This window comes from Haloferax volcanii DS2 (assembly GCF_000025685.1).
Taxonomy (GTDB): Archaea; Halobacteriota; Halobacteria; order Halobacteriales; family Haloferacaceae; genus Haloferax; species Haloferax volcanii.
Genome location: NC_013967.1, coordinates 268,210 through 289,577, shown reverse-complemented (window position 1 = coordinate 289,577; position 21,368 = coordinate 268,210). Strand labels below are relative to the sequence as shown.

The 21,368-nt window shown below is 66.7% G+C and carries 19 protein-coding genes; 5 read left to right on the top strand and 14 right to left on the bottom strand.

Features of this window, described 5'->3' with window-relative positions:
• Positions 1–11: 11 nt before the first annotated feature.
• The 10 genes from HVO_RS06245 to ahaH all read right to left on the bottom strand — a co-directional run bounded on the left by HVO_RS06245 (position 12) and on the right by ahaH (position 11,120).
• The gene (locus HVO_RS06245; RefSeq protein ID WP_004044604.1) at positions 12–719 is read right to left on the bottom strand and encodes a V-type ATP synthase subunit D; all 708 of its coding nucleotides are present in this window, start codon (positions 717–719) and stop codon (positions 12–14) included.
• Positions 720–917: 198 nt separating this feature from the next.
• Complete coding sequence (locus HVO_RS06240; protein WP_004044605.1) at positions 918–2,894, bottom strand: bacterio-opsin activator domain-containing protein; 1,977 nt, start codon at positions 2,892–2,894, stop codon at positions 918–920.
• A 129-nt stretch (positions 2,895–3,023) separates the two neighbouring features.
• Positions 3,024–4,430: an ATP synthase subunit B gene (locus HVO_RS06235; protein WP_004044606.1), complete on the bottom strand. Its 1,407-nt coding sequence runs from the start codon at positions 4,428–4,430 to the stop codon at positions 3,024–3,026.
• Between the two features lie 4 nt (positions 4,431–4,434).
• The gene (locus HVO_RS06230; RefSeq protein ID WP_004044607.1) at positions 4,435–6,195 is read right to left on the bottom strand and encodes an ATP synthase subunit A; all 1,761 of its coding nucleotides are present in this window, start codon (positions 6,193–6,195) and stop codon (positions 4,435–4,437) included.
• A gap of 6 nt (positions 6,196–6,201) precedes the next feature.
• Positions 6,202–6,522, bottom strand: coding sequence for a V-type ATP synthase subunit F (locus tag HVO_RS06225; protein ID WP_004044608.1), 321 nt, complete (start codon positions 6,520–6,522; stop codon positions 6,202–6,204).
• Entirely contained in the window at positions 6,519–7,565 is a 1,047-nt protein-coding gene (locus HVO_RS06220; protein ID WP_004044609.1) for a V-type ATP synthase subunit C, read from the bottom strand. The genes HVO_RS06225 and HVO_RS06220 overlap by 4 nt, the downstream gene beginning before the upstream one ends.
• Positions 7,562–8,146, bottom strand: coding sequence for a V-type ATP synthase subunit E (locus HVO_RS06215; protein ID WP_004044610.1), 585 nt, complete (start codon positions 8,144–8,146; stop codon positions 7,562–7,564). The genes HVO_RS06220 and HVO_RS06215 overlap by 4 nt, the downstream gene beginning before the upstream one ends.
• Before the next feature lie 21 nt (positions 8,147–8,167).
• Positions 8,168–8,425, bottom strand: coding sequence for a F0F1 ATP synthase subunit C (locus HVO_RS06210; protein ID WP_004044611.1), 258 nt, complete (start codon positions 8,423–8,425; stop codon positions 8,168–8,170).
• A gap of 174 nt (positions 8,426–8,599) precedes the next feature.
• Positions 8,600–10,801, bottom strand: a complete 2,202-nt coding sequence (locus HVO_RS06205) for a V-type ATP synthase subunit I (protein WP_013035358.1) — start codon at positions 10,799–10,801, stop codon at positions 8,600–8,602.
• A complete protein-coding gene (gene ahaH / locus HVO_RS06200) occupies positions 10,788–11,120 on the bottom strand; it encodes an ATP synthase archaeal subunit H (protein WP_004044613.1) in 333 nt (110 codons plus the stop codon). The genes HVO_RS06205 and ahaH overlap by 14 nt, the downstream gene beginning before the upstream one ends.
• 154 nt (positions 11,121–11,274) lie before the next feature.
• Here ahaH and HVO_RS06195 point away from each other — a divergent pair, with 154 nt between their 5' ends.
• Positions 11,275–11,898: a methyltransferase domain-containing protein gene (locus HVO_RS06195; protein WP_004044614.1), complete on the top strand. Its 624-nt coding sequence runs from the start codon at positions 11,275–11,277 to the stop codon at positions 11,896–11,898.
• 66 nt (positions 11,899–11,964) lie between these two features.
• Here the strand turns inward: HVO_RS06195 and HVO_RS06190 are convergent, their stop codons facing one another.
• Entirely contained in the window at positions 11,965–12,447 is a 483-nt protein-coding gene (locus HVO_RS06190) for a type IV pilin (protein ID WP_049914903.1), read from the bottom strand.
• Positions 12,448–12,486: 39 nt separating this feature from the next.
• Entirely contained in the window at positions 12,487–13,878 is a 1,392-nt protein-coding gene (locus tag HVO_RS06185) for a DUF7094 domain-containing protein (RefSeq protein ID WP_004044616.1), read from the bottom strand.
• 146 nt (positions 13,879–14,024) lie between these two features.
• Here HVO_RS06185 and HVO_RS06180 point away from each other — a divergent pair, with 146 nt between their 5' ends.
• The 4 genes from HVO_RS06180 to HVO_RS06165 all read left to right on the top strand — a co-directional run bounded on the left by HVO_RS06180 (position 14,025) and on the right by HVO_RS06165 (position 18,166).
• A complete protein-coding gene (locus HVO_RS06180; protein ID WP_004044617.1) occupies positions 14,025–15,203 on the top strand; it encodes a helix-turn-helix transcriptional regulator in 1,179 nt (392 codons plus the stop codon).
• A 69-nt stretch (positions 15,204–15,272) separates the two neighbouring features.
• A complete protein-coding gene (locus tag HVO_RS06175; protein ID WP_004044618.1) occupies positions 15,273–16,070 on the top strand; it encodes an electron transfer flavoprotein subunit beta/FixA family protein in 798 nt (265 codons plus the stop codon).
• Entirely contained in the window at positions 16,067–17,020 is a 954-nt protein-coding gene (locus HVO_RS06170) for an electron transfer flavoprotein subunit alpha/FixB family protein (protein ID WP_004044619.1), read from the top strand. Before HVO_RS06175 ends, HVO_RS06170 begins: the two co-directional genes overlap by 4 nt.
• Positions 17,021–17,323: 303 nt before the next feature.
• Positions 17,324–18,166 (top strand): polyprenyl synthetase family protein, encoded by an 843-nt coding sequence (locus HVO_RS06165; RefSeq protein ID WP_004044620.1) that lies wholly within the window; start codon positions 17,324–17,326, stop codon positions 18,164–18,166.
• A 38-nt stretch (positions 18,167–18,204) separates the two neighbouring features.
• Here HVO_RS06165 and HVO_RS06160 read toward each other — a convergent pair whose 3' ends face one another.
• Together HVO_RS06160 and HVO_RS06155 are read right to left on the bottom strand one after the other, a co-directional pair.
• Positions 18,205–19,338, bottom strand: coding sequence for a DUF373 family protein (locus HVO_RS06160; protein ID WP_004044621.1), 1,134 nt, complete (start codon positions 19,336–19,338; stop codon positions 18,205–18,207).
• Between the two features lie 130 nt (positions 19,339–19,468).
• Positions 19,469–21,358, bottom strand: a complete 1,890-nt coding sequence (locus HVO_RS06155; RefSeq protein WP_013035486.1) for a hybrid sensor histidine kinase/response regulator — start codon at positions 21,356–21,358, stop codon at positions 19,469–19,471.
• Positions 21,359–21,368 lie beyond the last annotated feature (10 nt).

Below are 21,368 nucleotides of genomic sequence, written 5' to 3'. Positions count from 1 at the left end.
AGGCGGCCCCGTCAGTCTGCGGTCGCCGCTTCCGCGTCTGCGTCCGCGTCGGCTTCGGCCGCCGCCTTCTCCGCGGCGCGTTCTTCTTTTTCTTCTTCTTCCTTCTTCGCCTTGATTTTCTTCAGGCGGAAAATCTCCTCGCGCTCCTGTTCTTCGAGCTTCTGCTCGATGTACTCCTGGTTCTCGTACAGCTCCGGGAGCAGTTTGAATTCGAGCGCGTTGACGCGGCGCTTCGTCGTCTCGATTTCCTCGAGCATCTTCTTCATGGCCGTTTCGACTTCCGCCGCGAGGATGATGGATTCGAGGAGTTCCTCGTAGGCGTCCGCGGCCTCGTCGATGCGGGCCGAGGAGCCGAGGAGTCCGTAGCCGCGCTGGTCGAGGCTCTTTTTGACGCGCGAGGACTCGATCTGCGGGACGACGACGCCCATGATGTTCTTCGACTGCGTCGTGATTTCGGGGTACTCCTTCAGCGCGGAGGCCGCGCCGCGGACCGCCACGTCGCCCTCCATGGCGCGGGCCATGTTGATTTTGTTCTGCGCGCGCTCGTAGTCCTGATTGAGGTTGGCCCGCACGTCTTGGGCCTGGTCGAGGATGTCCATGAACTCCATGATGAGCCCGTCACGCTTCTGTTCGAGCGTGTCGTGGCCCCGCTCGGAGAGTTCGATGCGATCTTCGATCGCCATCAAGTTCTTGCGGGTCGGCTTGACGTCTTCGGCCATCGTTGCCGGGGGTTGTTCGCCTGGGGTGTTAATCTTTTACTGTCTGGCCGGCCGGACCGGGCGAAATCGGGCGTGCTTGGAAGTGTCACGTCCGCAGGTCGAGACCGCGATTCAGTCCGCAGGTCGCCACGGGTGCTGAAGTCGGCGCACCGGAGGCGGTAGCCGTTGAGCGACCGTCAAAAAACCGGAGCCGCCCGACTAGTATGGGTTGCTGTCGAAAAATCGGGAGATGAGTTTGCGCTCCGCGGCGTGCAGGTGCTGGTGGAACGTCGCCCGCGAGACGCCCGTCGTCTCCGCGAGTTCCTCGCCGGTGACGGCGTGGGGCCACTCGAAGTAGCCGCCGAGGTAGGCGAGTTGGAGGGCCGACTGCTGTCGGTCGGTGAAGTCGTCGGTGACGCTCGCGACGAACTCGCGGCGCGCCTCCGGCGGTTCCGACCGATTCGTGACGGAGCGGAGTTCGGCGTTCGCCGCGACCGTCTGCAAGTCGTCGAGGAGCGCCCGGCCCGCCACGCGGTCGGAAATGATGACCGTGAGCCGACAGCCGAGGCGGTCTACTTCGAGGTCGACGAGCCGCCCACCCGCGTCGGCGACGAGGTGAAGGAGCGACCCGTCGTCGAAGGTGAGCTCGTAGAGTTCCGCGTCGTCGCCGCGGGGGAGAACGTCGACGCTTCGAAGGCCGTCGAGGTCGGTGTCGGCTTCCCCGAACTCGGTCGCGGGGTGCGTCGAGACGAACAGACTCACGGTCCCGTCGTCGTGTTGGGCCGAACCGCGATACGAGAGTTCGCAGTCGCCCGCGACGGCGAGTCGGACCAACGGCTGGGTCTCGTCGCGCACCTCGAGTTCGAGTTCGAGCCGCTCGTCGGACAGCAGGGACCGCCGGCTCTCGAAGGCGTCGATGGCCGCGCCGACCGCCCTGCCGAGCGTCCCGAACACCACCCGGACTTGGTCGTCGAGTTCCGCGACGTCGGTGTAGACCGTCAGGACGCCGTACAGCGTCCCGCTGTGGACCAGCGGGACCGCGATGACGGAGCCGAACGGGACGAGCGTCTCGGCGGAGACGCTCCCGTCGCCGACGTCCGCCGACTGGACGGTCCGCGTCTCCGCGGCGCGAGCCGTGGGGTCGTCGGGATTCGACCGACTGATTTCGAGGCCGTCGAGGAACTCCGTGTCCGTTCCGGCCCGCTCGTTTGGAACGATGACCGCCGGCGAGAGGTCGCAGTGGCCGACCCACGCGCAGTCGAACGACCCCGCGGCGGTGACGCGGTCGCAGACGGCCGCTTCGAGTTCCTGTCTGCTCTCGGCGCGGACGAGCGCGCTCGTCACGTCCGCCAACAACCCCTCGATGTGCTCGACGAGCGTCTGGAGGCGCGCGCGCTCCTCGTCGACTCGAGCGGCGTACCGCTCGGCGGCCGCCTCTGCGCGCACGCGCTCGGTGATGTCCGTCTGGAAGCCGACGTAGTGCGTCACCTCACCGTCCGACCCGCTCAGCGGCGCGACGTCGACCCGATTCCAGAACGTCTCGCCGTTCGCGCGGTAGTTCAGCAGTTCGACCGACGCCGACTCTTCGGCCTCGATGGCGCGGCGGAGTTCGGCGACCCGCTCGGGGTCGGTGTTCGGTCCCTGAAGGTATCGGCAGTTTCGCCCCAGCGCCGCGTCGGCCGAGTAGCCGGTCATCGTCTCGAACGCCTCGTTGACGTAGACGAGCGGTCGGTCGGGCAGCGAGCAGTCCGCGACGGTGATACCGACCGGAGCCTCGTCTATCGCCTGTTCTTTCAGGTCCTCCGTAATCTTGCTCGCGGCCGCCGCGCCGCGGCGACGCCACGCGACGGCGCTTTCGACCCGTTCTGGAAGCCGTTCGAAGAGGTTCGAGTCGACGACCGGGACCACGTCGGCCGCGCCCGCGTCGCGGGCGGTCGCCGCCGAGAGGTCGCCGTCGGGCGGGACGACGACGACCAGCGGGACCGCGAGCGCACCGTGGACCGCGTTCACGTGGGCGAGGCGGTCGGTTCCGAGCACGACGCAGTCGACCGATTCGGCCTCGGCGCGCCGGCCGGCCGCGTCGACCGAGGGGGCGACCGACACCGAAAGCGGCGAGAGCACGTCCACGAGTCGCTCCCGGTCGACGGCGGGACCGACGACCGCGAGGACGCGGGTGGGAGACGAGGTGGCGTCCATGCGGAGTCGTCGTGGCCGAGACGTAAGGAAGTTCTCGCGGGCGACGCGCGGCCGCGCGGCTCGGGAGGCGAGTGGCGCGAATAGAAGAGGAGAATCGAACCGAGGGACGAACGGGGCGTTCGCCGCGGTCTAGGCTTCCGCTTCGACCGACTCGGCGTCGTCTTCGTAGTAGTCCTCGATGAGCTCTTCGTCGATACGGTTGAGCTCGGACTTCGGAAGCGTCGACAGGAGGTCCCAGCCGATGTCGAGGGTGTCCTCGATGGACCGGTCCGTGTCGAAGCCCTGGTTGACGAACTCGGCTTCGAAGCGCTCTGCGAAGTCGAGGTACTTGTTGTCGCGCTCCGACAGCGCCTCGCGACCGACGATGTTCACGAGGTCGCGCAGGTCTTCACCCTCCGCGTACGCCGCGTACATCTGGTCGGACACGTCGGCGTGGTCCTCGCGGGTGAGGCCCTCGCCGATACCGTCGTCCATGAGACGCGACAGGGACGGAAGCGGGTTGATCGGCGGGCGGATGCCCTGCGAGTTGAGGTCGCGGTCGATGTAGATCTGACCCTCGGTGATGTAGCCGGTCAGGTCCGGAATCGGGTGCGTGTCGTCGTCACCCGGCATCGTGAGGATGGGAATCTGCGTGACAGAGCCGTCGCGACCCTGGATGCGACCTGCACGCTCGTAGAGCTGTGCAAGGTCGGTGTACATGTAACCCGGGTAGCCACGGCGACCGGGGACCTCTTCGCGAGCCGCACCGATCTCGCGGAGCGCCTCGCAGTAGTTGGTCATGTCGGTCAGGATGACGAGGACGTGGTAGTCCTTGTCGAACGCGAGGTACTCGGCGGTCGTCAGCGCGAGACGCGGCGTGACCGTCCGCTCGACTGCAGGGTCGTCCGCGAGGTTCGTGAAGACGACGGAGCGCTCGAGTGCGCCCGTGCGCTCGAAGTCCTCCATGAACTCGTTCGCCTCTTCCTGCGTGATACCCATCGCGCCGAAGACCACTGCGAACTCGGACTCTTCGCCGCTTTCTTCGTCCTCGGGCACCGTCGCCTGACGGGCGATCTGGAGCGCGAGGTCGTTGTGGGGAAGCCCCGACGCGGAGAAGATCGGGAGCTTCTGACCGCGGACGAGGGTGTTCATGCCGTCGATGGCGGAGACGCCGGTCTGGATGAACTCCTCGGGGTACTCGCGGGAGTAGGGGTTGATTGCCGCGCCGACGATGTCCCGACGCTCGTCGGGGACGATCTCGGGGCCACCGTCGATTGGCTGGCCGGACCCGTCGAGCACGCGCCCGAGGAGGTCCTCGGTCACGGGCATCTTGAGGGTCTCGCCGAGGAACCTGACGGACGCGTTCCTGTCGATACCGCTCGTGCCTTCGAACACCTGAATCGCGACGAGGCCCTCGGAGGATTCGAGAACCTGTCCGCGCTTGGTTTCGCCTTGGGGCGTCTCGATTTCGACGATTTCGTCGTAACCGATCGGCTCGTCGACCTCGGCGAACACCAGCGGGCCGCTGATTTCGGTGATAGTCTGGTATTCCTTCATGGTCTCAGTACAGCTCGCGGAGCTGCTCGGTGATTTCTGCTTTGAGGTCCTCGATGTACGCCTCCCAGTCTTCCTGCACACCGATGCGGTTCAGCCGGGGAGCCGCCTCGATGGCCTGAATCTCTTCGACGGGGACGCCGGCTTCGAGCGCCTTGAACGCCTCGTCGTTGAACGCGTGGATGGCGGTGAGGATTCCGTACGTCTTCTCGGGGGAGCAGTACGTGTCCGTCGGGTGGAACGCGTTCTGCTGGAGGTACGCCTCGCGGAGGTAGCGAGCGATTTCGAGGGTCAGCTGCTGGTCCTCCGGGAGGGCGTCCTTACCGACGAGCTGAACGATTTCCTGCAGTTCGTTCTCCTCGTCGAGCACGTCGACGGCCCACTGGCGCTCTTCGGCCCAGTCGTCCTCGACGTTCTCGACGAACCACGGGTCGAGCTGCTCTTGGTAGAGCGAGTACGACTCGTTCCAGTTGATGGCCGGGAAGTGACGACGCTCTGCGAGGTCCGCGTCGAGCGCCCAGAACGTCTTGACGATACGCAGAGTGTTCTGCGTGACCGGCTCGGAGAAGTCGCCGCCCGGCGGCGAAACCGCGCCGATGACGGAGACGGAGCCTTCCTCGCCGTTGACGGTCGTGAAGTAGCCGGCGCGCTCGTAGAACTCGGAGAGACGCGCGGCGAGGTACGCGGGGTACCCCTCTTCGCCGGGCATCTCTTCGAGGCGCGACGAAATCTCGCGCATGGCCTCTGCCCACCGAGAGGTGGAGTCGGCCATGAGCGCAACGTCGTATCCCATGTCGCGGTAGTACTCCGCGATGGTGATGCCGGTGTAGATACAGGACTCGCGGGCCGCCACGGGCATGTTGGACGTGTTCGCGATGAGGCACGTCCGAGCCATGAGCGGGTTACCCGTCTTCGGGTCGTCGAGTTCCGGGAAGTCCTCGATAACCTCGGTCATTTCGTTACCGCGCTCGCCGCAGCCGACGTAGACGACGATGTCCGCGTCGGCCCACTTGGCGAGCTGGTGCTGCGTGACCGTCTTCCCGGAGCCGAACGGCCCCGGAATCGCTGCCGTTCCACCCTTCGCGATGGGGAACAGGCCGTCGAGGATGCGCTGCCCCGAGACGAGCGGTTCGCGCGGAGTCTTCTTCTCCGCGGCGGGGCGAGCCTGACGCACCGGCCACTCCTGGTGCATCGTAATCTCCTCGCCGCTGTCGAGTTCGACGACCGCCTCGGTGACGGAGAACTCGCCTTCCTCGACGGCGACGACCTCGCCGCCCCCGAAGTCCGGCGGGACCATGACCTTGTGCTCGATGGTCACGGTCTCGGGGACCGTCCCGACGACGTCGCCGGGGGCGACCTCGTCGCCCTCGGAGACGGTGGGTTCGAACTCCCACTTCTCGTCGAGGTCGATGCCCGGCGCGTCGACACCGCGGTCGAGGAACGCCGAGTCCATCTTCGACTCCAGCACGTCCAGCGGACGCTGGACGCCGTCGTAGATGGCGTCCATCATCCCCGGACCGAGGTCGACGGTCAGCGGTTCGCCCGTACTCTCGACGGGTTCGCCGGGACCGACGCCGGAGGTCTCTTCGTACACCTGAATAGTCGTGAGGTCGCCCTCGATTTCGATGACCTCGCCCATCAGCCCTTCGTCGCCGACGTAGACGACGTCGTTCATGCGGGCGTCGAGGCCACGGGCGGTCACGACCGGACCACTCACGCTTGCGATGACACCGTCCTCGCGAACGGAATCTTGTGTTGCCTGACTCATGTTTGGTTATTCGTCCATCAGATCGATACCGATTGCTCTCTTGATCTGGTCACGGAGGCCACTCGCGCCGCCGGAGCCGCCGAGCGTCACGAGCGTCGGCTCGATGCTGCGCTCGACCGACTGCCGGGCGTTACGCGAGAGGTGGTCGAGGTCGTCTTCGTGCATCACGATGATGCCGACATCCTCGTCCTCCAGCGTCCGCGTCACGGCCTCGTCGAGTTCGTCGTCCTTCGCTTCGTCCGGGACGTTCTCGAACTTGCGGACGCCCGCAAGCCGAAAGCCCGTGGTGAAGTCCGGACTGCCGATAACTGCGATTTCCTGGCTCATAGGATGACCAGCTCCGCTTCTATTGCATCGGGGTCCAGCCCGGCTTCGCGGCCGCGGGCGATGGCCCGGATGTTGTCGACCTCGCGCTCCTTGGCGAGGATGTACGAGACGATTGGCGTGACAGAAAGCGGGAACACGTAACCGAGCGTGTCCGCGTACTCCAAGAGCGCCGCGTCGAGGGCGCGCTCGAAGCCGATGAGGCTGTCTGCCGCTTCGAGGTCCGAAAGGGCCGCCGAGAGGCGGTCGCCGTATCGGCTGTCACGAATTTTCGACACCAGCTCGTCCGGGCTGGTCGCCAGCGACGCGAGCTCCGTCGCGCGGAACAGCGTGCCGCCCTCGATGAAGTAGTCGACGGGGTCGAGGTCGGCACCGCTGCGAGCGATGCGGAGCGCGTTGCGGGCGTTTCGGAAGTCGATTTCGGCTTCGAGGAACTCGCGGTACTGCTTTGCCTCTTCGCCGACGACCAGGTCGTCGAGCAACTGCTCGTAGAAGGCGCGGTCAACCGCGTTCTCCAGCGGGACGAGGACGCCGACTTCCTCGTACTCCTCGTAGGCGGCCGCGAGGCCGTCACCGAAGATGGTGCCGGAGAGGACGCTGACGACCTCTTCTATCTCGCCCGCGTCGAGCAGTCGCGAGATGAGGCGGTCGTCGAACTCGCCGGCGCGGATGAGGTCGGATTCGACCTCCTCGCGGGACGCACCGGAGTAGAGACCGCGGATAACCGTCTTCACGTTCCACGCGTCGAACTTGCGGAGATACCGCGCGATGAGGTCGTAGAGGCGGCCGTCTGCCCAGTCGAGGATATCGTTGAACTGCTTCGCCAGATTCTGGTTCAGCGCGTACTCGATGAGGTCGACGCCGGAAAAACGGCTGCCCAGCGCGTTGACCTCGGCCTCGTACTCCGATTCCTCCATGAACCGGGCGATTTCGGCCGGTCCCATGCGGACCAGTTTGCGGTACTCCTCGTCGCCGAACAGGGCACTACGTCGCGCTCGAACGCGAGCGATGACGTATTCGGGATTCGAGCCGCCGGTAGTGCTCATTGGTCGTCGAACAGTCGCGCGCTCACTTCCTTCAGGTTGTCCTCCCAGACTGTGTCGAGGACCGAGTCGAAGGTGTTGTTCACCCGGACGCGCGAGTTCGACCCCTCGACCACGACGCCACCGAGGCAGTCGCGCTCGCCGGCGAACTCGTAGCCGTCGTAGTCTTCGAGGATGCTCGAAAGCAACTCCTCGTCATCGGCGCGGCCGTAGACGGAGACTTCGTCTGCGTCTTCGAACTCGACCGCCGCCGCGTCGAGCAGCGAGCGGGTGAGCTCTTCGCGACGGTCGCCTTCCAGCTCGGCGAGCTCGCGTTCGACCTGCTCGCGGACGCGCTGGAGCACGTCTCGACGGGCGCTGAGTCGGGCCTGCTTGGCTTCGAGCTTCGCGCTGGAGAGCGCCTGTTCGCGCTCCCGTTCGAGTTGTTGCTCGACGTCCGCCTTCCGCGATTCGAGGAGCTCTTCGGCGTCGGCCTCGGCCTCGGCGACGATCTCGTCTGCCTGTTCCTGGCCGTCCTGCCTGATGTCCTCTGCGCGTGCGCGGGCTTCGTCTCGGATGTCCTCAACGACGTTGTCCAAACTCATAATGGGAAAGAGAGAGGGTGCTTAGGCCGCGAAGACAACGACCAGTGCGAGGATGACGAGGGTCTCGGGGAGAACCGTAAGGACCAGCCCGTTGACGAAGAGGTCGTCGTCTTCCGCGATGGCACCCATCGCGGCGGAGCCGATGCCACGCTCCGCATAGCCTGCGGCGAAGGCGGCGATACCGACGGAGAGGGCCGCCGCGGCGTCGGCGGTGATAGCGGGCGAGGAAGCGGCTTCACTCTGCAGTGCAGTCATGAGGGGTTCGATTGCTTCAATCATTGTGTGTTCCTGAGTACCGGATTGTCGTCTCCGAACGTCCGTATGTGCTGTTAGCCGTATCATAAAGGTTCCCAAAACGTCTGGAGCGGTCTGCCTACGGCGGCGGAATCGTCGTCATTGCAAAAAGCAGTCGCTCCGAGCGGACAAAAGTCAAAAAAGAATCGACGATGAGGGTTAGTCTTCGGTCGTGAACTCGCGGTCGTAGCCGAACGGGTTGTACGCGCGGCCGCCGCCCTCGAAGAACTTGTTGAAGAACTCGACGTACTCGAGACGCACGGCCTGCAAGCCGGCGCTCGTGACGCCGAGCGCGAGGACGACCAGGTGACCGACGACGAGGACGAGCAGTCCGCCCACGACGCCCGCGGCACCCGTGTGGAAGATGCCACCGAACAGAATCTCGGTCACTTCGTGGCCGTGATAGCTCACCGTTCCTGCCGCTTCGAGTGCAGCAGCGTCGGGCATTCCGCCGAGCCCGAAGTGCCAGCCGCCGTGGTCGTCGACGTACACGCCGAAGACGAGCAGGTTGACGGCGAACGCCATCGACGCCTTCGCGATGAGGACCGCGCCGAGACGCGTGTACGACAGGACGTTCGAAAGCGGGGCGGCGAACTCGACGAGTTCGGCCAGTTCGGCCGTCCCGAGCAGCCCCGCGCCGAGGAAGTACAGCCCGAGGCCGATCCAGCCGACGGTGAACGAGAAGCCGGAGAAGCCGAGCGGGATGAGCCCGTCGGCCGCGAACGTGGTGAACAGGAACTCCGGCGGGACGCCACCGAGCGCGTCGCTGAAGATCCAGATCCACAGGCCGTTCAACATGAGGATCCACGAACCGCTTTCGAGGACCGCCTCCTTCGCGCCGTGGAGTTCGTAGTTCTCGAAGAAGTCGAGAATGTACCCCACGTTGATGTGGAAGATACCGACGGCGACGCTCACGGTGAGCCAACCGAGGGCCCACTCAGAGGTGGCCGGCGACAGCCCCTTCTCGATGGGCGGGTGCGACAGCCCGAGCATTCCTTCCCAGAAGTACTGGGTGATGAGGTGGAAGCCGAATATCTCGCCGTAGAGGATGCCGAACAACGTCGTAAACAGCCCCGCGGCGAGGGTGACGCCACCCATGCTCTTGAGCGCACCGTCCTCGAACTTCGAGTAGAGGAAAAAGCCGATGGCGGTGTAGATGACACCGTACCCGAAGTCACCGATCATGAACCCGAAGAACGTCGGGAACGTCAGGAACAGGATGATGGTCGGGTCGAGCTCGTGGTAGTTCGGGCGGTTGACCGCCTGCACGAGGATTTCGAACGGCTTGACAGCGCCGCTGTTCTTCTGGACGACCGGCGGGTCGTCGTTGGACATCGAGACCGTTCCGCCGTCGGTAACGGCGGCCGTGCCGCCGGTCTCGGTGACGTCCTCTCGCGCGTGGTCGTGTCCGTCACGCGAGAACTCGGCGCGTTCGAGCTCCTCGACGGCGACGTGCTCGCCGACCTCGTCTTTGAGCGTGCCCGCGAACGTGTTGTAGCGCTCCGTCGGAATCCAGCCCTCGGCGACGAAGGCGTTCTCCGTCGTCGCGAACGAAAGCGGCGCTTCCGTCTTCTGGACGTCGATAGCGAGTCGCTCTTCGGCGGCGAGGAGGAACTCGCCCTCCTCGACGGCGGTGTCGTGGAGCTCGGATTCGACGGTTTCGAGCTTCGACTCGGTTTCGCGCTTCTGCTGTTCGAGGTCGCGGATGTGCTCTTCGGGGCTTCCCGAGGCGTCCGGGACTTCGAGCGTGGCGAACTCGACGCCGACCAGCGCGTCGGCGAGCGCCATCTCGTCGGCACCGTCGACCGGCCGACCGAAGACGGCGTGCGTACGCTCGCCCGAGAAAATCTCGTAGGCGCTGATGTCGTCGGCGTCGACGACGGCGCGCTCGACGGGCTCGACCTTCCCCTGTCCGACGACGACCTGCAGCGTCTCGTACCCCGAAAGCAGGTCGAGGTCGAGTCCGAGGTCGACGAACGGCTCCATCGCGTCGATTTCTTCGTCCACCGCGCGGAGCTCGTTTTCGAGCTCGGAGCGGCGGTCGTCCAGTTCATTGACTTCGGCTCGAATCTCTTCGAGGGGCTCGCCGAGCGCGTCGTCGGGGACGATGCGCTGCCGGCCGGAGTCGGTGTCTTCGACCCCGAGGATGCTCTTGAGCGAGCGGACGGTGACGAGCTTGTCGGACGCGCTCTCGGCGCCCTCGATGGGCGACCCCGTCTCGAATCCGAACTCCTCCTGCCACGAGCCGTCGTATTCGGTGACGTGCAGCAGTCGGAGGTCGTGGACGGTCTCGATGACCTCGGGCATGACGCCCTTGGAACCGGTCACCGAGACCTTGCTCATCTGCTCAGGTCTGAGCATCCACCGCCTCCTCGAATTTGCCGATGGCGAACTCGACCGCGTCGTCGATGTGGTCTTCCGCCTCGGCAACCAGTTCGTCGCGGGCGTCCTCGCCTTCTTCGAGGATGCGTTCCCGCTCCGTCTCTATGTCCGCGCGTCCCTCCTGAAGACGCTCGGATTCGAGCTCTGCGGCCTCTTCTTCGGCCTCGGAGCGAATCTCATCGGCTTCCTCACGCGCCTCCGCGACGAGCTCCTCACGTTCGGCCTCGGCCTCTTCAACGATGTCGTCGGCCTCCTGCTCGGCCGTTTTGATTCGTTCGAGAACCTCTTGTCTCGGCATACTCGTATCACAGGAACGTTGCACAAGCGCTGTATAAGGTGTTTGCGGAAAGTCTGTGACAGACGCTCGGAAAACGCGGCGATTTACCCCCTCGAACGCCGACCGGCGCGGCGAATCCGCACCGTTATCATCGGCGAGTTCTAATCCCGGCGCGATGGGAGTCCTCGAAAACAAAGCGCGGGCCCGCCTGTTCTACAAGTACCTCTCGAAGGTGTACGACCGGGTGAACCCGTTCATCTGGAACGAGGAGATGCGCGACGAGGCGCTGGAGATGCTCGACATCCAGCAGGGCGACCGCGTCCTCGACGTGGGCTGTGGCACCGGCTTCGGAACCGAGGGACTGCTCCGCTACACCGACGACGTCCACGGCCTCGACCAGAGCATCCACCAGATGCAGAAGGCGTGGGAGAAGTTCGGCAAGCACGACGAGGTCCGGTTCTACCGCGGGGACGCCGAGCGGCTCCCCTTCGCTGAGGACTCGTTCGACGTTATCTGGTCGTCCGGCTCCATCGAGTACTGGCCGAACCCGGTCACCGCGCTCGAAGAGTTCCGCCGGGTGGTGAAACCGGGGAGCAAGGTGCTCGTCGTCGGCCCCGACGACCCGAAATCCGGCGTCTTCCAGAAGCTTGCGGACGCCATCATGCTGTTTTACGACGAGGAGGAGGCCGACCGGATGTTCGAGGCCGCCGGCTTCGTCGACATCGAACACCACATCCTCCAACGCCAGCCGGGGAGCCCGCGGGCTATTGTCACTATCGCGCGCGCACCCGAGGAATAATCGCTGACCGCCGCGGTCGACGCGGCCGCTCGTGTTCGTCGCTGTCAGCGCATCGTCGCGACCGACTCACGACGCTGTCGCTTCGAGCGCCGCGACCGGCGTGTCGCCGTCGAAGACGCGGACGGTCACCGTCGCACCCGGCTCGATAGTCGGGTCGTTCGTCCCCGCGAGTTTGAGGGTCGCCGTCTCACCGACGGTCCACCGGGGGTCGGCCGCGGCGTTGAACGGGCCGGTCGGGCCGGGCCGGAACCCGCTGGCCGAGAAGAACGGCACGGGCGGTTGGTGCGCGAGCGACTCACCGTCCACCGAGATACGAACCGCGAGCGAGTCCACGTCGAGCGGCGCGCCGCCCTCGTGAGTCAGCGACAGCGTGTCACCCGAGACCCCGAGCGACAGCGCCGTGGGTCGAGTCGGCGTCGGCGAGGCGTCGGCCGCGTCGAACGCCGCCGCGCCGACAGCGGCCGCGACGACGACCACGAGACCGATGAGGAGCACGCTCCCGATGAGTACTGACGAGCCGCGGGTCGAGCGGCGGAACTGACAAGGCATCGAGACGGGGTGGTCCCGTCATGGGATAAGAAGCTCCGGTCAGCCGACCGTCGGAGAACCGACCGTTGGCGAGTCGCCGGGTGCGCCCTGCGGGACCGTCCGGGAGGGGCCGGGCGACTCGATCGATTCGGTCGGCGTCGACGTGACCGTCGGGGACGTGTCGTTTTCCGTGTCGGTTGGGTTCGCGGCGAGGGTGGGCGTGGGCGTCGGATCGGCCGTGAGCACGACCGCCGAGTTGCCCTTGATGACCGTGACGGTGTAGGGCGCTGACGGCGAGACGGTCCAGAGCGTCCCGTCGGAACCGGTGTGACCCAACAGCGTGCTCTCCTGGCTGGCTTCGAGTCCAATCGTGACGTTCGCGTCGACCGGGTCGCCCGTCTCGCTTTCGTTCAACTGGATGCGGAGCGGTCCGCCGGGGTAGGTCCGGTCGACGGTGAGCGCCAGCCCGTCTCTGACCCCGGTGGCGGTGGCGGTGGTCGAAATCGACCTGAGGGGACGCGTCTGGGACTCCTTGAACACGCGTCCGCTTCCGGTGTCAACGTACGCCGTCAACTGCCCGTAGTTGTAGTTGATTCGCACGCGGTGGCTGTCGCCGGCACTGATGACGTTGGTCCCGTTCTGTGCGGTGCGGCTGGAGTAGATGGTCGGGTAGTTCTCCGCGACGATGTCGAGCGCCTCCTCGTAGGTGACCGTGCGCTGGTCGCGGTCGCGGAGGTCCGCGCGGTAGGCCTCGCGGACGTACTCGCCGTCGGCGACGACGCTGAGGACGACCCCGGTCTCGCTCGTCCGCACGGAGAACCGCGCGGCGTCGGCCTCGCCGGTCATGACCGCGACCGCGTGCGTCCGAACGGGGCCGGTGAACGTGTCGAGTTCGCGTTCGAGCGCCGCGAGCCGCCCGGAGCTAATCGAGAAGTCCGACGTTCGACTCGTGACGTCACGGAGGGCGACGCGCCGCTCGTTGAGCGCCCGCGCCTCGGCGTCGATTCGCGCGAGTTCGATGAGGAGCTCTCGCGCGGTGAGGTTGTCGTCGTTGAACCGTTCGATGACGGAGCGCTGTGCGCTCTGGAGCGCGATTGCGCGCTGCTCGATGCCGTTTAGCTCGTCGAGGATGAGTTGTTGTCGGGTGCTGTCGTCGCTCGCGGACTCGATGCGCTCGAGAGACGCCCCCGTCTGAATCCGCCCGCCGGCCCTGAGCGCGGAGAAGTCGAGAGAGGGACCGAGGTCGACGTGGTGGGCTTCGACCGTCGACCGAACCAGCTCCGACGACGGGATATCGAGGACGTGAATCGTCTCGTTGGACGGCGACTCGACCTGTGCGTGGGTCGCCCCATCGAGCGCCGGCGAGCGGGACGAGCCGTCGGTCGGACCGACCGCGCCGAGCACCGGCGACGCCACGAGGAGCATGACGACGACGAGTGGGAGGGCCTTCATCGCCGTGAGGGTACACGGGGGCAGTACTAAAATGACCCTCTTGCTGCTGTCGACGACGGCGACGACGGGGGCGTCTGTCGACGGCGTCTGACGCTGTTGAATCGATGGAAAGCGTTTTCATCGCCGGACGAAACGGATTTACGTATATGCGGAGCGCCGTCCTCATCGTTGCCCTCCTCACCATCGTCGCCGGCGTCGCAGTCCCAGTGACGGCCACGGACGTGGCCGCGGCCGGCACGCAGAGCGCGGACGCGGTCGCCGGCGTTCCCGACACCGATGTCACCGATTCGAGCGCGGACGCGGACGAGACAGCGACGCTCGCGAAGCTCGGTGGCGGACCGCGCGCCGCCCAACAGACGACGCTCGAACGGTCACCGGAGACGGAAGTCTCGATTCAACTACGCGCTGATCGCTCCGCGAACTGGCGGGTCGAGACGCGCTACGAGCTCGAGACGCAAAACGAGACCGCGGCGTTCGAGGAGTTCGCACGGGAGTACGAGCAGGGAACCGTCGACGCCGGTCCCGACGCGGCGTTCTTCGAACGCGTCAGTCAGACGGCCGCCGAGCAGACCGGCCGGTCGATGGCGGTTCAGAACGCGACGAGGAGGGGCTACGTCGAAAACGAGACCGGCGTCCTCGTGTTGACGTTCACTTGGACCAACTTCCTCGAACAGACCGACGAGGGACTGCGTCTCGGTGACGCCTTGTCGGCCGATGACGACGGGACGTGGCTCACGTCGCTTCGGTCGAATCAGAACCTCACGATTCAGACGCCGCCGGGCTACGCCGTCAGCGACACGAACCTGCCGCTCGAAAACAACGCCCTCGTCGTCGAGGGACCACGGACTTTCGAATCGATTGACCAGTTGACCGTGACGTACGTCTCGACGGGCCCGGAACGAGCCATCCCGTGGACGCTCGTCGGCGGCGGCGCGGTCGTCCTCGCGGTGCTCGTGGCCGGCGTCGTCCTGTTCACGCGGCGGCGGCCGAGCGGGGCGGAGCCGGCCGGGGCGTCGGTGAGCTCCGAACCGCGACAGGAGCCAACGCCGGAGCCGACCGACGAGTCCGCACCGGACGACGGTGAGGAGCACGACGAGGTTGACGTCGACCTCGACCTGCTTTCGGACGAAGAGCGGGTCGAACTCCTCTTGGAACGGAACGGCGGGCGGATGAAGCAGGCGAACATCGTCAAGGAGACCGGCTGGTCCGACGCCAAGGTCTCACAGCTCCTGTCGGCAATGGCCGACGAGGAGCGCGTCGAGAAGCTGCGTCTCGGCCGCGAGAACCTCATCTCGCTGCCCGACGAGGACGAAGACGAGGAGTAATCGGGCGACGGCGTCGCGGACGGCCGCGGTGCGAAAACGTTTATTCGCCCCGGTCGGTAGTGAACGTTGATGAAAATTCTCGTAACCGTCAAGGAGGTAGCCGAGGTCGAAGAGGACTTCGAGCTCGACGGGCTCCGCGTGGCGGACCAGTACCTCGACTACGACCTCAACGAGTGGGACGAGTACGCGGTCGAGGAAGCCGTCCAAATCGCCGAGGAGAGCGACGACGACGTGGAGGTCGTCGCCGTCACCATCGGCCCCGAGCGGTCGGAAGAGACCATCCGCATGGCGCTCGCCAAGGGCGTCGACCGCGCGGTCCGCGTGTGGGACGACGCGCTCGACGGCGTGGACCTGCTCGACGTGGCCGCGAAGACGCGCCTCCTCTCGGCGGTCGTCGAAGACGAGGACCCCGACCTCGTCCTGACGGGCGTGCAGGCCAACGACGACAGCTTCGGCGCGACCGGCGTCTCGCTCGCCTCGGCAATCGGCTTCGAGTGGGCCGCGGTCGTGAACGCCCTCGACCTCGACGCCGACGGCGGCGTGGCGAACGTCCGTCGCGAACTCGAAGGCGGCGTGGAGGAACTCACCGAGGTCGACCTCCCCGCGGTCCTCACCATCCAGACCGGCATCAACGAGCCGCGCTACGCCAGCCTGCGCGGGATTCGACAGGCCCAGTCGAAGGAGATCAAGCCGCTCGCGCTCTCCGACCTCGGCCTCGACGCCGCGGCGGTCGAATCCGACCTCGTCCTGACCGACGTGTACGAGCCGGAGACAGAGTCCGACGCGACCTACTTCGAGGGTGACGCCGGGGAGCAGGCCGCCGACCTTGCGACCGTCCTCCGGGAAAAGGGGGTGGGCGCGCAATGAGCGACGTGCTCGCCGTCGTCGAGCACCGCCGCGGAAGCCTCCGCGACGTGTCGTTCGAACTCGTGACGGCCGGGAGCGACCTCGTCGGCGACACTGGCGGCGACCTCCACCTCGCGATCATCGGCGGCGACGTGGACGCCTTCGCCGGGGAGCTCTCGCTCGCCGGCGTGGACGCGATTCACACCGTCGCCGAGGGCGACGAGTTCAACCACGACGTGACCGTGCAGGCCGTCGAAGCGCTCGCCGAGGAACTCGACCCCACGTACGTCCTCATGGGCAACACGGTCAACGGCCTGGACTACGCTCCCGCGGTCGCAGAGCGCCTCGACCGCCCGCTCGTGACCGACGCCATCGGCCTGGAGAACGACGGCGGTCTCGTCGTCACCCGCGAGATGTACGCCTCGAAGGTCGAATCGACCGTGGAAGTCGACGCCGACCGCGCCGCGGTCACGGTCCGCCCGGGCGAGTGGGACGCCACCGAGGAGCCGGGCGAGCCCGCCATCGAGGCGTTCTCGTTTGACCTCGATGAGTCTCGCGTGCGCTCGCGCGTGACCGGGTTCGAGGAAGTCGGCAGCGGCGACGTGGACATCGCCGACGCCGACGTACTCGTCTCCGTCGGCCGCGGCATCGAAGAGGAAGAGAACATCGAACTCGTGCAGGAGCTCGCCGACGCGCTCGGCGCGACGCTGTCGTCGTCGCGGCCCATCGTCGACAACGGCTGGCTCCCGAAGGACCGGCAGGTCGGCCAGTCCGGGAAGGTCGTCACGCCGAAGTTCTACATCGCAGTCGGCATCTCCGGCGCGGTCCAGCACGTCGCCGGGATGAAGGGCGCCGAGAACATCGTCGCCATCAACACCGACCCCGACGCGCCCATCTTCGATATCGCTGACTACGGTATCGTCGGCGACCTCTTCGACGTGGTGCCGGAGCTCATCGAGCAGTTCGAATAGAACCTTTTGCGCTGCGGGCGGCCTGAGGCCGCCCTCGGCAAAAGCTTCACCAAAAACGCTCCTCACTCACTCCAGCGCGGCAGGTCGCGCTTCCGTTCGCTCGTCGGTCCGTTCGCTCGGGTGCCCCCTCGCTCACGGCACAGGGCAGCGTGGACGAACGTGAAACGCCCAGCGTGAGAGAACGTGAAAGGGCACACAATCTCGACCTCGCTGACGGGTCAGGAACCGCCGACGGCGACCGCCTCCGCGCTCGGTTTTCGGAAATCCGGTACGTACTTCCCTACCCGACCCTACGAACCGACAATGGAATACCTGGAGCGCCGGGTCACGATGGTAAACGACCGCCTCGAGGAGGTCGTCTCGGCGGTCGAGCCGTCGGAGCTCGCCGACCAACTCGACCACGTCGCTCTCGCGGGGGGCAAGCGCGTCCGCCCCGCCGTGACCATCCTCGCCTGCGAGGCCGTCGGTGGCACCCCCGAAGACGCCGTCGACTTCGCGGTCGGCGTCGAACTCGTCCACAACGCCTCGCTCGTCGTCGACGACATCATCGACCGGTCCGACATCCGCCGCGGCACGCCGAGCGCGTGGGCCGAGTACGGCTACGGCCCGGCCATCATCGCCTCCGACGGCCTGCTCGGCGAGGCGTTCGCCCTCCTGTCGTCGTCCGACCGCGCCACCCGCATCGTCGCCGAATCGATGGTCGAACTCGGTGAGGGCGAGGCGACCGAACTGGTCGCGGTCCCCTCGAACGAAGCCGAGTACATGCAGCTCGCCCATCGCAAGACGGGCGCGCTGTTCCGCGCTGCGGCCGAACTCGGTGCAGTCGCCGCGAGCGGCGACGCCCACGTCGTCGAGGCGTTCGGTGACTACGCGGCCCGCGTCGGCGTCGCCTTCCAAATCCGCGACGACGTGCTCGACGCCACCGCGGACGCCGAGGAACTCGGGAAACCCACGGGACAGGACGCCGAGATGGGCCGGCCGTCGCTCGTGCAGGTGACTGACCTGACCCCCGAGGAAGCGAACCGCCGGGCCCGCAAGCAGGCCGACGAGGCGCTGTCGGCGCTGGACGACTCGGGCGTCGACGACTCGGAGCCGCTGGAGTATCTCCGCGACCTCGCGGAGTTCGTCATCGTCCGCGAGAGCTGAGGAGTCGAGAGGAAACACAGTCGGCGGGGGAACGCCGATTACGCCGGTTGCTCGTTTTCGCCGTCGGAGCCGGTCGGGTAGCGCGACTCCGCCACCGCGAACGTGAGCGTGCTCAGCACGCCGAGGAGCGTGCCGACCGTGAGCGCGACGGCGAGCCCGGGGAGGTAGAACGTCTGGACGCCGACGACGCCCTCGGGGAGGAAAAACCCCGAGAGCGCGTACAGTACGATGGCGATGGCGAGCACGTAGAACGGCGCGTTGAGATAGCGCCACTTGAAGCGGTCGTGGAGGTACTCGTCCGTCACCTGCCCGAGGCTGCTGGTGATGCCGGCGGCGGCGAACCACTCGACCGCGCCGTGGACGAGCGTGGCGAGGACGAGCCCCGCCGGGGGGTCGCCCGCGACGCTCTCCGAGACGGTTTCGAGGAGTTCGACCCCGCGGACGCCGCCGACGACGAGGAGCGCCGCGGCGGCGACGTAGGTGATGATGGTGACGCGGCCGGCGTAGAGGACGTTCCGGGCGCGGTCGGCCGCCTCGTCGACCGCTGATTCGAGGCCGAGGCCCCGGAACAGCGTGTACAGGCCGAGCAGCGCCGAGATGAGGCCGAGAACGACCGCGCCAGGCACGTCGAAGAAGCTGGCGATGGTGACGAAGGGGTAGATGAGAAGCAGGATGCCGAGCGGGACGAGGATGGTCCCGCGGGTCTCGGGGTCGGCGAGCACCTGCTTCATCGTGTAGTACATCGATTCGAGGTTCTGGGCCTGCCTGACGACGACCCGGCGAACCCCGTCGATGGGGACGCGCGAGCGGATGACCGGCAGGACCGACTCGTCCTGTGCGCCGTCGGTGATGACGATGGCGTGGACGGGCTCGCCGGTCGAGAGGCTCGCGAGGACGGTGTCTATCTCGTCGCCGATGGCGCGGTTCGCCTTCACGTCGCTGCCTTCCAACCCGGTGACCGCCGCGACTTCGACCTCCTCGTCCTCCGATTCGAGGAGTTCGTCGTGGACCTGAATGCCCTGAAAGAGGACGTTCACGTCGGAGTCCTCCGGGTCCGCGGTGGCCAGCGCCACCGCGGCGTCCTCGACGCGCTGTCGGCCGACGACGGGCGTCGACAGACCCGTCTTGCGGCCGAGGTCGTCGTCGAGGTCGACACAGAGGACCAAGAGCATCGTTGACTCCTATGCCACGGGGATATATCTGCTTTCGGGGGAGCGGTCGCGGTGGCGCGGTCCGTCGGTCTCACCGAGCGAGCGGTCGGCCTCGGGCGCGCGGTCGCGACCCGCCCGTGAGCCGCGGCGCTCACTCCGCCGCGCCGGCCTCGCCGACGGGGTCGAAAAGCACCTCGAAGCGCGCGCCGGCCGCGCCGTCGACAACCCGAACCGCCCAGCCGTGGGAGTCGGCAATCTGCCGGACGATGCCGAGTCCGAGGCCGTTTCCGTCGCCGTCTTTGGTCGAAAAGCCGGCGTCGAAGACGCGGTCGCGAATCGACGCCGGGATGCCGGGCCCGTTGTCCTCGACGAAAAAGCCGCGGCGCGACGGAAGCGCGCCGACGCGAATCACGAGGTCGGTCGGCTCGTCGCCGCGGTCGGCCGCGCCGGCGCGGCCGTTTCGAGCGTGCTGAAGCGCGTTCCGAAACAGGTTCTCGAAGAGGCGCGTCGTCCGGCTCTCGTCGGCTTCGACCACCGGAAGCTCGCCGATTTCACAGCGGACGTGGTCGGCGTTCGACGAGCACATCTCCCAGCCGGTGGCCGCGGCGTCGGCCAGCGAGACCTCCGTCGCGTCGAGGACGGAGCGCTCGTCGCGGGCGAGAGACAGCACGTCTTCGACCACGTCGGTGATGCGTCGGTGGGCGCGCTCGACGTGGTCGAGGTGGCTGTCGTCGTCGAGTTCGCGTGCGAGTTCGAGCCGGCCCTGTGCGACCGCCAGCGGGCCGCGGATGTCGTGCGAGAGGACGCGGGCGAAGGCGTCGAGCCGGGCGTTCTGCTGGGCGAGTTCGCGCTCGTGGCTGATGCGTTCCGTGAGGTCGGAAATCACGCCGAGGATGTTCGTCACGTCGCCGTTCTCACCGAGGAGCGGGACCGCGCGGGCGGTGGCCCAGTGGATACGCTCGCTCCCCTCGGGAACGAATCGGAACTCGAACTCGTACTGGTCGTCGACGGCACCGTCTCGGATGTCGACGAACATCTCGTCGATAGCCCGCGTCAGTTGGTCTCGGTCGTCGACGTGGATGAGGTCGAGGAACGAGTTCGGGTCATCGTAGAGAAGCGACACGTCGCGTCCCCAGACGCTCTCGAACTGGTCGTTGATGTAGACGATATCGAACTCGGTGGGCTCCGAGATGAACACCATATCCGGGAGCGACGAGATGATTTGGCTGGTGAGACGTTCGGACCGTCTGAGGAGTCGTTCGGACTCCAGTCGGGCCGTGACGTCCATCGCGGTCCCGACGACGACCGGCTCGCCGTCGACCGTCGTCCGCTGACCGGTGATTTCCAGCGCGGTCAGCTCGTCGGCGTAATCACGGACGCGAACGGTGTACGACATCGATTCGACGCTGCCGTGGGACCTGTTTCGCAGGCTCTCTTCGACGATGGTGCGGTCTTCTTCGACGACGAACTCGGTGATGGGTCGGCCGACCACCTCGTCCGTGTCGTAGCCGAGCAAGTTCGAGAGATACTCGTTGACGAACGCGACCCGGCCGTCGCGTATCACGTACAGGCCGACGAGCGACTGCTCGGCGACGACGCGGAGCCACGCGTGCAGTTCGTCGAGTTCGGTCGACTGGCGGGCCGCGGCGACCGCCTTCGAGATGCGGTGGGCGAGCACCGCGATTTGAGCGTCGGTCGGTCGCTTGTCGACCACGTCGGCGACGCCGGCGGCGACCGCCTCGCGGACCGTCTCCTCGGAGTCAAGCCGGGTGAACAGAATCACGGGCGGCGGGTTCGGCAGCTCGCGGACGCGAAGGAGCGCGTCAAGACCGCCGGTGCCGTCGAATTCGAACTCGGTGACGATACAGTCGAACGGCGACTCGGCGTGCGCGTCGACCGCCGCGGTCGGAGCGTCGACCGCCGCGACATCGAGGCGGTCACAGCCGCTGAGCGCCGACATCGTGTCCGCGGCGGACTCGGTATCGTCGACGAGGAGCACCCGTACCGGGCCCTCAGCACGAACGACGGAACCGAGAGACATGGCGTGTTGT

Coding starts and splice junctions, on each gene's coding strand:
- HVO_RS06195 (WP_004044614.1), top strand. CDS start 11,275: ATGGGAGTCCTCGAAAACAAAGCGCGGGCCCGCCTGTTCTACAAGTAC.
- HVO_RS06220 (WP_004044609.1), bottom strand. CDS start 7,565: ATGAGCACTACCGGCGGCTCGAATCCCGAATACGTCATCGCTCGCGTT.
- HVO_RS06215 (WP_004044610.1), bottom strand. CDS start 8,146: ATGAGTTTGGACAACGTCGTTGAGGACATCCGAGACGAAGCCCGCGCA.
- HVO_RS06190 (WP_049914903.1), bottom strand. CDS start 12,447: ATGCCTTGTCAGTTCCGCCGCTCGACCCGCGGCTCGTCAGTACTCATC.
- HVO_RS06155 (WP_013035486.1), bottom strand. CDS start 21,358: ATGTCTCTCGGTTCCGTCGTTCGTGCTGAGGGCCCGGTACGGGTGCTC.
- HVO_RS06235 (WP_004044606.1), bottom strand. CDS start 4,430: ATGAAGGAATACCAGACTATCACCGAAATCAGCGGCCCGCTGGTGTTC.
- HVO_RS06205 (WP_013035358.1), bottom strand. CDS start 10,801: ATGCTCAGACCTGAGCAGATGAGCAAGGTCTCGGTGACCGGTTCCAAG.
- HVO_RS06185 (WP_004044616.1), bottom strand. CDS start 13,878: ATGAAGGCCCTCCCACTCGTCGTCGTCATGCTCCTCGTGGCGTCGCCG.
- HVO_RS06240 (WP_004044605.1), bottom strand. CDS start 2,894: ATGGACGCCACCTCGTCTCCCACCCGCGTCCTCGCGGTCGTCGGTCCC.
- HVO_RS06245 (WP_004044604.1), bottom strand. CDS start 719: ATGGCCGAAGACGTCAAGCCGACCCGCAAGAACTTGATGGCGATCGAA.
- HVO_RS06230 (WP_004044607.1), bottom strand. CDS start 6,195: ATGAGTCAGGCAACACAAGATTCCGTTCGCGAGGACGGTGTCATCGCA.
- HVO_RS06170 (WP_004044619.1), top strand. CDS start 16,067: ATGAGCGACGTGCTCGCCGTCGTCGAGCACCGCCGCGGAAGCCTCCGC.
- HVO_RS06180 (WP_004044617.1), top strand. CDS start 14,025: ATGCGGAGCGCCGTCCTCATCGTTGCCCTCCTCACCATCGTCGCCGGC.
- HVO_RS06165 (WP_004044620.1), top strand. CDS start 17,324: ATGGAATACCTGGAGCGCCGGGTCACGATGGTAAACGACCGCCTCGAG.
- HVO_RS06160 (WP_004044621.1), bottom strand. CDS start 19,338: ATGCTCTTGGTCCTCTGTGTCGACCTCGACGACGACCTCGGCCGCAAG.
- HVO_RS06175 (WP_004044618.1), top strand. CDS start 15,273: ATGAAAATTCTCGTAACCGTCAAGGAGGTAGCCGAGGTCGAAGAGGAC.
- ahaH (WP_004044613.1), bottom strand. CDS start 11,120: ATGCCGAGACAAGAGGTTCTCGAACGAATCAAAACGGCCGAGCAGGAG.
- HVO_RS06225 (WP_004044608.1), bottom strand. CDS start 6,522: ATGAGCCAGGAAATCGCAGTTATCGGCAGTCCGGACTTCACCACGGGC.
- HVO_RS06210 (WP_004044611.1), bottom strand. CDS start 8,425: ATGATTGAAGCAATCGAACCCCTCATGACTGCACTGCAGAGTGAAGCC.